Annotated in this window: 10 protein-coding genes and 1 pseudogene; 4 read left to right on the top strand and 7 right to left on the bottom strand. The window is 58.8% G+C overall.

The genetic code is table 11. The annotated features are described in order from the left end of the window. Nucleotides 1-45 precede the first annotated feature (45 nt). The 3 genes from mltG to gmk are packed head-to-tail and all read left to right on the top strand — an operon-like array spanning nt 46 to nt 2,913. Nucleotides 46-1,311 (top strand): endolytic transglycosylase MltG, encoded by a 1,266-nt coding sequence (gene mltG, locus C5750_RS19405; RefSeq protein WP_425350499.1) that lies wholly within the window; start codon nt 46-48, stop codon nt 1,309-1,311. Between the two features lie 55 nt (nt 1,312-1,366). Beyond that, nucleotides 1,367-2,254, top strand: a complete 888-nt coding sequence (locus tag C5750_RS19400; RefSeq protein WP_105735789.1) for a YicC/YloC family endoribonuclease — start codon at nt 1,367-1,369, stop codon at nt 2,252-2,254. A 2-nt stretch (nt 2,255-2,256) separates the two neighbouring features. Further along, nucleotides 2,257-2,913 (top strand): guanylate kinase, encoded by a 657-nt coding sequence (gene gmk / locus C5750_RS19395; RefSeq protein WP_105735787.1) that lies wholly within the window; start codon nt 2,257-2,259, stop codon nt 2,911-2,913. A 134-nt stretch (nt 2,914-3,047) separates the two neighbouring features. Here the strand turns inward: gmk and C5750_RS19390 are convergent, their stop codons facing one another. Further along, nucleotides 3,048-3,833 (bottom strand): SDR family NAD(P)-dependent oxidoreductase, encoded by a 786-nt coding sequence (locus tag C5750_RS19390; RefSeq protein ID WP_105735785.1) that lies wholly within the window; start codon nt 3,831-3,833, stop codon nt 3,048-3,050. A 298-nt stretch (nt 3,834-4,131) separates the two neighbouring features. Here C5750_RS19390 and C5750_RS19385 point away from each other — a divergent pair. Further along, a pseudogene (locus C5750_RS19385) lies at nt 4,132-4,221 on the top strand (guanylate kinase); the annotation flags it as partial. 200 nt (nt 4,222-4,421) lie between these two features. On the opposite strand, the gene rsmA reads toward C5750_RS19385, so the two are convergent. The 6 genes from rsmA to C5750_RS19355 form a co-directional block, all read right to left on the bottom strand. Then, nucleotides 4,422-5,243 carry a 16S rRNA (adenine(1518)-N(6)/adenine(1519)-N(6))-dimethyltransferase RsmA gene (gene rsmA / locus C5750_RS19380; RefSeq protein ID WP_105735783.1) on the bottom strand — a complete coding sequence of 274 codons (822 nt, stop codon included), beginning with the start codon at nt 5,241-5,243 and terminating at the stop codon, nt 4,422-4,424. Continuing rightward, a complete protein-coding gene (pdxA, locus tag C5750_RS19375) occupies nt 5,240-6,265 on the bottom strand; it encodes a 4-hydroxythreonine-4-phosphate dehydrogenase PdxA (protein WP_105735781.1) in 1,026 nt (341 codons plus the stop codon). Before pdxA ends, rsmA begins: the two co-directional genes overlap by 4 nt. A gap of 15 nt (nt 6,266-6,280) precedes the next feature. After that, entirely contained in the window at nt 6,281-7,228 is a 948-nt protein-coding gene (locus C5750_RS19370; protein ID WP_105735779.1) for a peptidylprolyl isomerase, read from the bottom strand. Between the two features lie 155 nt (nt 7,229-7,383). Continuing rightward, nucleotides 7,384-9,744, bottom strand: coding sequence for an LPS-assembly protein LptD (locus tag C5750_RS19365; protein ID WP_199538049.1), 2,361 nt, complete (start codon nt 9,742-9,744; stop codon nt 7,384-7,386). A gap of 1 nt (nt 9,745) precedes the next feature. After that, nucleotides 9,746-10,834, bottom strand: a complete 1,089-nt coding sequence (lptG, locus tag C5750_RS19360; protein WP_105735774.1) for an LPS export ABC transporter permease LptG — start codon at nt 10,832-10,834, stop codon at nt 9,746-9,748. Beyond that, nucleotides 10,831-12,042: an LptF/LptG family permease gene (locus tag C5750_RS19355; RefSeq protein WP_105735772.1), complete on the bottom strand. Its 1,212-nt coding sequence runs from the start codon at nt 12,040-12,042 to the stop codon at nt 10,831-10,833. The genes lptG and C5750_RS19355 overlap by 4 nt, the downstream gene beginning before the upstream one ends. Nucleotides 12,043-12,285 lie beyond the last annotated feature (243 nt).

Raw genomic sequence — 12,285 nt, 5'->3', positions numbered from 1 at the left:
TGGCGGAAGCGTTTTCGCGCTTTCGCCATATTCACAATCAAAATAATACCGGTTCCAACCGGAAAACATGCTCGAGGTGCCCGTGTGAGCTCAGATCAGCAGTCTGAAGAGACGAACGGTTCAGCCGCCGCCAGCGCGCCGGAGCGCAATCCGATTGTTCCGCAGTCGGCCTCCGAGGCTCTGCGCCCCGAACCGGGCACGCCGCCGCCCGCGCCAAGGCGCCGTTCGCGCCGTGCGCGCAGCCAGATCGTCGTCTTTGCCAATTTCATGCTGTCGCTGGTCGTGCTTCTGGTGATTGCCGCCGCTGCCGCGGTCTATTTCGGCAAGGTTGCCTTCAACGAACCCGGCCCGACGGAAGTGACCGCCAATTATGTCGTCAAGAACGGCAGCGGCATCGTCGAGATCGCCGATGGGCTCGAGCGCCGCGGCATCATCACCGATGGGCGCGTGTTCAAGTATGGCGTTCAGGCCTATGGCTTTCAGCGCGACATGAAGGCCGGTGAATACGAAATCAAGGCGCATGCCTCGATGCGGGAGATCATGGACCTGCTGCGCAGCGGCAAGTCGGTGCTGCATTCGCTGACGGTTCCCGAGGGCCTGACCGTTGACCAGATTCTCCAGCGTATCAGCGAGGATGACGTGCTGGTGGGCGCATTGCCGGCCGTCGCTCCGGCGGAAGGCACGCTGTTCGCCAACACGCAGCGCTTTTCGCGCGGCATGACGCGCGAGGAAATCCTCAAGAAGATGCAGGCTGACCAGAAGAAGCTGGTCGAGGATATCTGGGCGCGCCGCGACCAGAGCATTCCGCTCAAGACCATCGAGGAATTCGTCACGCTGGCGTCCATCGTCGAGAAGGAGACGGGCAAGGCGGATGAACGCCCGCGTGTTGCCGCCGTGTTCATCAACCGCCTGAACAAGCGCATGCGCCTGCAGTCCGATCCGACGATCATCTATGGCCTGTTCGGCGGCAAGGGCAAACCGGCCGACCGCCCGATCCTGAAATCGGATCTGGAGAAGCCGACGCCCTACAACACCTATACGATCAATGGCCTGCCGCCTGGCCCGATTGCCAATCCGGGCCGCGATGCGCTGGAAGCTGTCGCGCATCCTTCGCAGACCAAGGATCTGTACTTCGTGGCCGATGGGTCAGGCGGGCATGTGTTTGCCGAAACGTTGGATGACCACAACGACAATGTGAAGCGCTGGCGCACGGTCGAGAAAAATCGCCTTGATGAAGCCGCGAAAGCGGCAACCGGCGACAAGAATGCCAAGCCGTCTGCAACCGACGACAGCGCACCGGCAGAGGAATAATATAGAAAGGCCTGGCGACGATCAGGCCTTTGTCCTTTTGGACTTTGGGGGAAAAATGTCATTGCAAAGCATGACGGGTTTTGCCCGTCACCTCCGGAACAGCGCCGGGGCGCAGATTTCATGGGAAATCAAATCGGTGAACGGCAAGGGGCTGGACGTGCGGTTCCGGCTGCCCGCGGGCTTCGAAGCCGTGGAGCAGAAGGCGCGCGCCGTGTTCAGCCAGCATTTCAAGCGCGGCAACTTCCAGGCCGCCCTGAGCGTTGACCGCAGCGCCGGCGATGCCAGGGCGCTCATCAATGAACCGCTGCTGCAGGAACTGGCGAGGATTGCCGCCCAGCTGCGTGCGGACTTCGGTCTGGCCCAATCCACCCCGGAAGGCCTGATGGCGCTGCGCGGCGTTCTGCAGGCGCCCCAGGACGTACTGACGGAAGAAGACCAGGCTGAGGTCGAGGCGGCCGTGCTTGCGGCCCTCGACGAGACGCTCGTGCAGCTTGCCCGCAACCGCGAGAGCGAGGGCAAGGCGCTCGGCGATATATTGAGCACCCAGATCGATGCGGTGGAACGGCTGACGGGGGAGGCGCGGCGCGATCCGAGCCGGACGCTCGACGCTGTCCGGTCGAGATTGGCGGCGCAGGTTGCACTGCTCCTCGATGCCTCTCCGGCACTCGATGAGGCGCGCCTGCACATGGAGGCGGCGTTTCTCGCCACCAAGGCCGATATCCAGGAAGAGCTGGACCGTCTGGACATGCATGTGGCGGCGGCGCGCACGCTGCTGCGCGATGGCAACGGTGTCGGGCGCAAGCTGGATTTTCTGACACAGGAATTTAACCGCGAGGCCAATACACTCTGCTCCAAGGCCAATGCGGCCTCGATCACGTCGATTGGACTTGACCTCAAGGCGGTTGTGGATCAATTGCGCGAGCAAATACAGAATCTGGAGTAAACATGCTCAACGCCTCAAACAGCATCAAGCGCCGCGGCCTCATGCTGGTGTTGTCGTCGCCATCAGGCGCCGGCAAGTCGACGATTGCCCGTCTGCTGCTCAACGACAAGGAAAAGCTCGAGCTGTCGCTGTCGATCAGCGTGACCACCCGTCCGCGCCGCGCCAGCGAGATCGACGGCGTGCATTATCATTTCATTTCGGTGCGCGAATTCGAACGCCTGCGCGACAGCGATGAACTGATCGAATGGGCTGAAGTGCATGGCAATTTCTACGGCACGCCGCGTGAGGCGGCGGAAAACGCTCTTGCCGACGGGCAGGACATGCTGTTCGACATCGACTGGCAGGGCGCCCTGCAGTTGCAGGACAAGATGAAGGGCGATGTCGTCAGCATTTTCATCCTGCCGCCGTCCATGGCCGACCTGAAGCTGCGATTGCACCGCCGCGCCGAAGACACCGAAGAAGTCATCGACATGCGCCTGCGCAATGCGCGCAACGAGATCGAGCGCTGGCGTTCCTACGATTACGTCATCGTCAACAAGGACCTGGAACGTGCCTATCACGAGGTCCAGTCCATCGTGACGGCCGAACGCCTGCGCCGCGACCGTTGCCCCGGCCTGTTCGATTTCGTCAGCGGCCTTCTGGATGAGAAGATCGATTAACGGCGCAGGGTATCTGATATCTGCATAACCACGCACAGTGGTTATGCAAGATTTACCAATGTTTTCCCCTAACCCACACCTAAACCGCGTTGACGAGCGCACGAATTCGCTGATCAAGCCGCCATGCGTTCACATTATGAACCGGCTGTCAGTCCAAAATCTATGGGTAGGCACGCGCCAGTAATTGGTGCTGCCTCTCTTGATGCAATGAAATAGACAAACGCTGCAATCTCTTCAGGTTCTGCAAATCGCGCATGCTCATTCTGCGGATAAGCCGATAATAACTTGCGCTTATAGCCTTCTGGATCGCCTTTCCCGAATGTATTTGCCTGATATTCGATCATAGGGGTGGCCACATCGCACGGACAAATTGCATTAACGCGGATGCCTCGCGGAGCCAGTTCAAGTGCTAGCGACTTTGTCAGTAAATTTACCCCGCCCTTCGACGCGGAATATATCGCCGCTTCCTTATTCCCCGTGATGCCTGCATCAGAACTGATATTGATTATGCTGCCAGATGTCTTCTCAAGGTGCGGTATTGCATACCGGCACATGAAAAATGTGCCTTTGAGATTAATATCGATTGTGCGGTCCCAATCCGCTTCGCTTGCCTCGTCGGATGGTCCTTCTGTCCACACCCCCGCTGAATTAATCAGCAGATCGAGACGTCCAGTTCTGGCGATGACTGTTCGAATGATCCGTTCGCAATCTTGTATATTCGCCACATCGCCCTGAATGGATTGATCACTGCAGATACCCAAGCTGCTGGCTGCTTTTGTCAGTGCAACGCTAGTCTTTCCGGTTATGAAGAGATTGGCTCCGTCATCAACAAAGCGGTTGGATACGGCATATCCAATTCCACCGGAGGCGCCCGTTACGAGGACTGTTTTGCCTTGCTGCCTCGCGATGTCTGGCTTCATCGTTCTACACAGTCAAATGAGGCAGTTGGGGTTCCTTCATCATGTGTTGCCACGAATGGGGAGAAAACTCCGCTTACAAACCAAGCCAGAAGCGCGAGGCAGTCCAGCCGAGTGGATAACCATGAATGAACGTCTTTTAAAATCTTGCCATATGACGGGGTCACAATTATTCATCCTCAAAAAATTGATTTTCAATACGAATAAAAAACCGAACTGACATGAACATTGATTTGGTTCTAATAGATCAATTATGCCTCAAATTCTAACGTGTGTGTAGCCCCAATGAAGGTTCAACGCGTCCATCGTGACGGCCGAACGCCTGCGCCGCGACCGTTGCCCCGGCCTGTTTGATTTCGTCAGCGGCCTTCTGGATGAGAAGATCGATTAACGGGAACCTCACCCCTCTCTGGGCTGCCGCCCATCTCCCCCACAAGGGGGGAGAGCAGCCTTCACAAGGGTTTCGACAGTTCTGAGATATTGCAAAGTATGCAGAAGCGTTGATGCCAATGAGATCTCCCCCCCCTTGTGGGGGAGATGGCTGGCAAGCCAGAGGGGGTGAACTCTGGTGTATCCCCTTAAAATATAACCTTAAACCGCGTTGGCCAGCGCCACAAACTCATCGATGGACAATGTTTCGGCGCGGCGTGTCGGATCAATCCCGACTTTGGCCAGCAGCGCTTCACCGCCGAGCGGTTTGATGCTCTGGCGCAGCATCTTGCGGCGCTGGCCGAAGGCGGCCTGCGTGACGCGGCCGAGCATGGTCGCATCGCAGGCGAGCGGCTCGGCGCGCGGAACAAGGTGAACCACCGAGGACGTCACCTTCGGCGGCGGGGTAAAGGCCTGCGGCGGCACGTCGAAGGTTATTTTGGCTTCCGTGCGCCAGCCCGCCAGCACGCCGAGGCGGCCATAGGCATCGGAGCCAGGTTTTGCCACGATGCGCTCGGCCACTTCGCGCTGGAACATCAGCGTCAGCGAGGCATAGAAGGGCGGCCATGGCTCGCTCAACAGCCAGCCGATCAAAAGCTGGGTGCCGACATTATAGGGCAGATTGGCGACGATCTTGACCGTACCGTTCCCCGCCAGTGCCTTGAAATCCGTCTCCAGCGCATCGCCCGCTATGACGCGCAGGCGGCCGGGATAATGATCGGAAATTTCCTGCAGCGCCGCCAGGCAGCGCTCGTCGCGTTCAATGGCAATCACATGGGCGCCCTGCGCCAGCAGGGCGCGGGTCAGGCCGCCGGGGCCGGGCCCGACTTCGATGACGGTCTGGTCCTTCAGATCACCGGCCTGCCGCGCGATCTTGGCGGTCAGGTTGAGATCGAGCAGAAAATTCTGGCCGAGGGATTTTTTGGCCATCAGTTCGTGCCGGTCGATGACCTCGCGCAGAGGGGGAAGGCTGTCGATGCTCATGCGGCGTTGTTTTCCGGGCTGGAGCGATGGGAGGCGAGTTCACCCGCCAGGCGCAATGCGGCGATGAAGCTGTCCGGCTTGGCCTTGCCCGATCCGGCGATGTCGAATGCGGTGCCATGGTCGGGCGAGGTCCGCACGAAGGGCAGGCCGAGCGTCACGTTCACGCTGTCGTCAAAGCCCAGCGTCTTGGCCGGGATGAGCGCCTGGTCGTGATACATGCAGATCGCCGCATCATAGGACGCGCGCGCCGCCGCATGGAACATCGTATCAGCCGGAAGCGGGCCACGGGCATCGATGCCTTCATTGCGCAGGATTTCAACCGCCGGGCGGACGATCTCGTCGTCTTCCAGCCCCATGGCGCCACCTTCGCCCGCATGCGGATTGAGACCGGCAATGGCAAGGCGCGGATTGGCAATGCCGAACTGGTTTTTCAGCGCCTGCGCGGTGATGCGTGAAATGGTGACGATCCGGTCGGTATCCAGCACCTCGGGAACACGGGCAAGCGCAATGTGGATGGTCACGGGAACCGCGCGCAGCAGGGGCCCCGCCAGCATCATGACGGGTGTGACCGCGCGGCCGAGCTGTTCACCGGCCAGATGCGCCAGAAACTCCGTATGGCCGGGAAAGCGGAAACCCGCCTCATAGAGCGGCTTCTTGGCGATGGGGCAGGTGACGACGGCGCTGGCGCGGCCGGAAAGCGTGTAGGCCACGGCGCGCTCGATCGCCTCGATCGTTCCGGCGGCATTTTCGGCGAGCGGAACGCCGGGCCGGTTGATCTGCCTGTTTTGCAGGGGAACGACCGGCAAGGCCCGCTGAAATATTTCTGCGGCTGTTTCCGGCGTCGCCGTTTCCAGCGGGCAGTTTATTCCCAGTTGTGCGGCACGCGCCGCCAAAACCGCCTCGTCGCCGAGCAGGAAGAAGGCGGGCAGGCGCGCCGGGGCACGCAGTGCCCATGCGGCGAGCGCTATGTCAGGTCCGATTCCGGAGGGATCACCGGCGCTTACGGCGAGGATGCTGCTCATGGGAAGGCAATACCATCATCGATTGACGATGGATGCCTTTTTCCGCAGATCATCGACATACTGCTTGTTCACCGCCTCTGCCGTGGCATCGGGCTTCTGGTTGGCCGCTGCCGCTTCCTGCGAGAAAACCAGACGGGCAACGCGATCATCCGACAGCTGGCGCGTTGCGCAGATGCCGAGGAATTCAACGCCCTTGTCGGTGTCGAGCGTCGTGGTCGCATGCCCGGCTGATGTAGCCTTGACCTGCTTGGACCATTCGGGCGGCAGTTCCTGTTCGACGAAACGGCCGAGGTCGCGGACGGTCACGTCCAGTATGCCCTTTGCCATGTCGCGGGTTGAATCGCAGCCGTTGAATTTGGCGCGCAGCGCATTGGCCTCGTTGCGGCGCTTGGCGATATTGCCGCGATCGGTGGCCGGAACAACGAAAATGACCTGCTGCAATGTGTACTCGGTCGAGACCGGCTTCTTGCCGCCATCCTTCAGCATGCGCTGCACGGCATCCTGTTCGGACACGCGGCTGCCGCCCTGGGACCGGTTGCGGGTGCCGAGCGCGCGGCCCCAGCCCATCTGCAGGCGGATATATTCCTTGAAATGGTCGGCTGTCACACCGGCCTTGTCGAGGACGCCGGTGAGCTGGGAAAGCGTCATCTTGTTGTTGGTGGCAAAGCGCTCGAAGGCCTGGTTCACTTCCGTATCGGAAATGGTGATGTTCAGCCGCCGCATTTCCTGGCGCTTCAGCATGTCGTCGGTGAGTTCCTCACGCGCCATCTGCGTCAGGTTGCCCTTCTTGTGCTGCAGCTTCAAAAAGGCTGCGCGCCGGGCAATGTCATAGTCGGTAATCGGCATTCCATTGACGATTACCTTGACGTCGCTCGCCTGGGCAGGCAGCGAAATGCCCGCCGCCAGGCCCGAGCCCAAAGCGGTAACAATCGCCGCTGCAAGAATGTGCTTCCTCACCATCATAGTCCACATTATCCGATCATTATGGATCTCTTTTGACCATTTTGACAAAAATGACCGGTAAAATCCATTCCTGTGAGATTCATTTTCGTTCTATTGCCGTTTTACTAAGGCAAAAGCATGACTGGCCGCAAGGGCGGCCAGTTGAAAAGAAATCATCAAATGCCGCCAATATCGACAGGCTTGCCGAATTCCCACAGGGTACGGAAGGAGATCTGGAAGCCGTATGTCGTCGTCGTTTCGCCGGCGGTGCCAGCGCCGGTGATGGGCCGCTGCTGCGTATAGTACATCTGGTAGGTAAAGCACTCATCGTCATAGGCAATCGCTGCCGTGCGCTTTACCAGCGTGTCATGCACGATATCGTAGGTGCCCGAGCCAAGGAGGCGCCAGTTCGGCGTCAGCTTGGCCGTGCCGCCGAGGGTGACTTCCTGGCGGTCTTCAGGGAAGCCATAGGTCGGCTGAGCAGCGATAAATGCGTATTTCCCGAAAACGGAGCCGTATTTGCCCGAGCCCGTTGCCGCAACTTCGCCGCGCTGAACTTCGAACGTATCCTTGTCGAAGCGGCCGCCGGTGGTCAGCGTATAGGCACCATAATTGGCACCGATCATCGCCACATAGTCGGAGCGCGCCGATTCCAGACCCGATTCCGCGCCCACATTGACAAAGTCCTGCGAGGCAAAGGAATTCACGCCGCCAAGCTGGAACGACTGGCCGGCAATACCGTTGAGCGACAGGCCGTTGTTGAACGTGCCGGAATAGCGGATGCCGAGATTGGCGCGTGTGCCGCCCTCGACCCGGTCGTAGCCGGAGAACTTGTCCCGCTCGAACAGGCTCGACGCATCGAAGACAAAGCTTTGCGCATCTTCGTTCGGCATCTGGCCGGCATAGGGCTCATTGTTGCGGATAAAGAGCTGCGCCGTCGGTTCGAGCACGTGGGTGGAATTGGCCGCCGTGAACAGGATCGGGTATTTGGCTTCGAGCCCGGCGGTTGCCATGCCGCGGAAGGCCTGGTCGCGGGTGACGCCAGGAGAATCCGAATCGACATACATGCCATCGCCGCGCAGGGCGAGAATAGGTGTCAGGACGAGGCCGCTACCGGTAATGAAGGTGCGTTTCCACTCGACTTCGCCGGTGATGCGGCCATCATTGCCCTTGATACCGGCGAGATAGCCGGAGCGCGGCAGACCCGTGTATCCCGCATTGGCATCGACCTTGTCGCGATACAGCGCCTGCAAGTTCAAGTTGAAATTCAACTCGCCGCCAGCGAGCGGCTGGGTCGGAATATAGGCATAGTCGAGACTTGGCAGAACCCAGGGCTGCTTGTTTTCCGACGATGCGCTGAAGGAGTCCGCCCACCCTTCCTGAACATGGAACTTGTAGAGCCGCACATCGAAATAGTTGCGGTCATGCAGGCCGGTCAGGTAGATCTGGTCGGTCTTGTTGTAGTCCGCATAGCCGTCGAGGCCATAGCGATAGGCAAAGGCCTTGTCCGACTGCACCATGGCATCCCAGCCGAGGGTCCAGCGCGGGTTGATGTGAATCGCGCCCTTCGAACCGATCATGCCACGGTTCTTGTTGTTCCAGTCTTGGGCATCATTGTCCGGTGCGGCAGTATTATAAAATGCTCTCGGATCATTTTGGCTGATACCGGCGATGCGAACGCTGTACTCGCCGTTTTCCAGGCGATGGCGCCATTCCGCATCGGCGAGGAAGCCCTGCTTCGTATAGCCGGTGCCGGTCAGGGTCAGGTCGTAATTGGGAGCAAGCGCCCAGAAATAGGGGACACTGACGCCGTAGCCGAGATTGGTCTCATATTTGTAGCTCGGCATCAGGAAGCCGCTTTTGCGCTTCACCGTCGGATCGGCGATTTCAAACGCCGGCAGGAAGGCCAGCGGCATGCCGAACAGCTCGAAGCGTCCGCGCTCGAACCGGATGGTCTTGTTCTTGCCGTTCCAGACGATCCTCTGCGCGCGCACCTGCCAAAGCGGCGCCTTGCCCGGCTTGTCGCGGCAGGGTTCGCAGGCGGTGTAGACACCATTGTTGAACTTGGTGATTTCGCCGCCGATGCGTTCGGCGCTTTCCGCCGCAAAGCGCGTGTTATCAGCAGCCTCGACGCGCAGCGTATTGACGAAACCTTCCTTGAAGTCATCGGTGACATCGAGATTTTCCGCATAGATGCGGTTGCCGTCCTTTTCGACGATCTCGACCTTGCCGAGCGCCTTCAGCCGGCCGGTCTTCTGGTCATAGGTGACCTGCCGGGCAACGAGGCGGTTGCCGTCATATTCGATCTTCACGCCGCCGACGGCGGAAATCGTCTTGGCATTGATATCATAGACGAGTTCATCCGATTCCAGCAGCATCTGGGCATTCGGATTCGTCTTGAAATTACCTGCGAGGGCATCTTGTGTCTGGGCCAAGGCCGGGAACGAAATCCCGCCTGCAAGGCATAGCACGGCCGTCCCGCACATAAGCCGTGCGAGCCACGTCGGCAACACCGAGCGCGTTACATTCAATCCCACTCTAACCATCCTCCTTGTGCAGCAGAAAGGAGACCCCAAAAAAAGTTGCGATCAGGACCGGAGTCCAAGCGGCAACGAAAGGCGGAACGAATCCCGCATTTCCGAATGCCTTGACCACAACTGTGACGACATAAAGCACGAAGCCCGCGAGGACGCCACCCAGAATCATCGTTCCAGATTGTCCAAAGCGAACAAATTTCAGCGAAACTGTCGCAGCGATTAGGGTCATCGCCATTAAAAGCGCAGGCAAAGCCAGCAAAGACTGGAAATGCATGTCAAAAGCATTGGCTGGATAGCCAAAAGAACGGGCTGCGGCAATTTTGTTACGCAGCTCAAAAAAAGGAATTGTCTCGGGCCGGGCCAGACTTTCTTCAACGAATTCAGGCCGAAGATGCGTCGCAATACGGACATCTCCCGGTGAAACAGGTGTCTCGCCGAGGACGAATTTCGTCACGTCCTTCAACTGCCAATAGCCGTCTTCCAGATCGGCCGTCTTGGCGTCGAGACGCTCGATAATGTCCTTGTTCTTGTCCAGCCGGATGAAGGAGGCATCGACCAGCCGCAACCCGCGGTTGACGATATTCTTGGCACCGATGATGGTCTCGCCTTCATCGGTTTTCTGGCGCAGCCAGGGCACGCGATCGTCGGTTGTATCGTTGGTCTTTCCGCTGCGCCACGCCGCCTGAACCGCTTCGCTCTTCTCGAAGCCATAGGCGGCGAGGGGATTGACGATCAGCACGGCGAGAAGGCCGAACAGGAAAGCACCGGTGCAGGCAGGCAGGAGAAACTGCCAGGCCGAGACGCCGACGGAGCGTGCCACGACAAGCTCATACTTCCGGTTGAGCGAGATCAGCGTGGTCATCGCCGAAAACAGCGCGATGAACGGAAACACCTGCTGCATGATATAGGGAATGCGCATCACGGACAGGCCGAATGCCTGAATGGAGGAGTACTCCGGCAGTGCGGCCAGCTTGCTCGACAGCTCGGTGAAATCGAGGATGAGCGCCAGCGCAAAACTTCCCATGAGGAAATAGCAGGTGATCGTCACGTAGCGGAGAAAGAAATAACGTCCGAGGGTCCAGCCTATCATTCGTCACGCGCTCCACGTCCGGAGCGGGGATTTAGCAGCTTTGTCTTGACGCCTGCAAGGGCGGCCTGCGGCGAGGAAAACCCATTCTTGAAGAAGTCCGCGATTTTTGCCGGCACGCCGATCTGGCGGTTTGTCGCCAGCGCATAGATGGCCGAGATGGTGACAAGAACCGGAAAGACGAAGAGGAAGGGAATGACGTTTTCATTCTTTTCCGACGCCTGGCCGCTGGAATAGCTGATCCAGAAGACGACAAGGCTCAATGTGATGGCCGTGAAGGACGCTGAAATGCGGGCCTCCCGGTGCGAGCGCGAATCCGCCGCCGCCGCCAGTGAGATGAAGGCGAAAACGATGGGGTACATCCAGTCGGTCAGCCGCTTGGCCAGCTCCGACGTGTAGCGCAGCGGTTTCTGCTGATAGACCGTGTCGTTCGGGTCTGGGTTCATCAGATAGTTCAGCGGACGGTCCTTCGGGAAGATGGTGACATCCTTATCATCCGATGGCAAAAATTCAGCAAGATCAAGAGCATAGGTGTTGAACTTGATGATCGACACATCGCCGGTCTTCACGTCGCGGCGGTCGATTTCGCCGTCCTTCATGACCAGAAGGCTCTGACTGCCCTTGTCGACCACGAGGCCGTCTTTCGAGTAGTAAAGCAGGTCGGTCACGGGATCGCGCGAATCGGACACGAACAGGCCCTTGATCGCGCCATTGGCATCGCGGCTTTCAATCTGCAGATAAAGATCCTTGTCCAGCCGCTGGAACGAGCCCTGCTGCACGACAAGATTGATGACGTCGGAGCGGGCGTCCGCCAGCATCTGCCGCATGCTCATCTGCGAATAGGGGGCGATGAAATTGGCAATGACGAAGGAAGCGCCGGCCACGAAGACGGCAAAAAGCAGGACGGGACGGATGACCGTGGAACGCGGCGCGCCCGAGGCATTGATGACGACGAGTTCCGAATCCTGGTTCATCGTCGACAGCGTCTGCGTCACGGCGATAACAAGCGCGAACGGCATGACGACGGGAAAGGCGGCGGGAAGCAGGTTGGAGCTGAACTTCAGGATGTAGAAAAAGCTCTGGCCGCTGGTGGTCAGGAAGTTGATGCGGCCGAGGACCTGGACGATCCACGTAATGCCGACCGCTGACAGGAGAACTGCCAGAAACATGACGACGATGCGTCGCAAGATATAATACTCAATCAGGCGCATGTCATGTTTCGCAAAAGAGTTCCGCCACCTTGTTTGTCGACCTGCCGGTCACCAATGACCGGCGATTTCATCTATGCCATACAATCCATGGCATTATTTTGCCGCACTATGGGACGAACCCGTTATATGTTCAATCTAGTCAGTCTTGGCTAAAAATAGGCGAAGAAAGCTGGTTAACAAGGTGTTAGCGCCCGATCCCTACCGTTACCCACTTCATTCATCAACTTTGATGAATTAGGAAGT

The sequence above is a fragment of the Phyllobacterium myrsinacearum genome (assembly GCF_002980555.1).
Lineage (GTDB): Bacteria > Pseudomonadota > Alphaproteobacteria > Rhizobiales > Rhizobiaceae > Phyllobacterium > Phyllobacterium myrsinacearum.
Note: the sequence above shows the minus strand (reverse complement) of the source record. Positions and strands in the feature narration are given on the sequence as shown.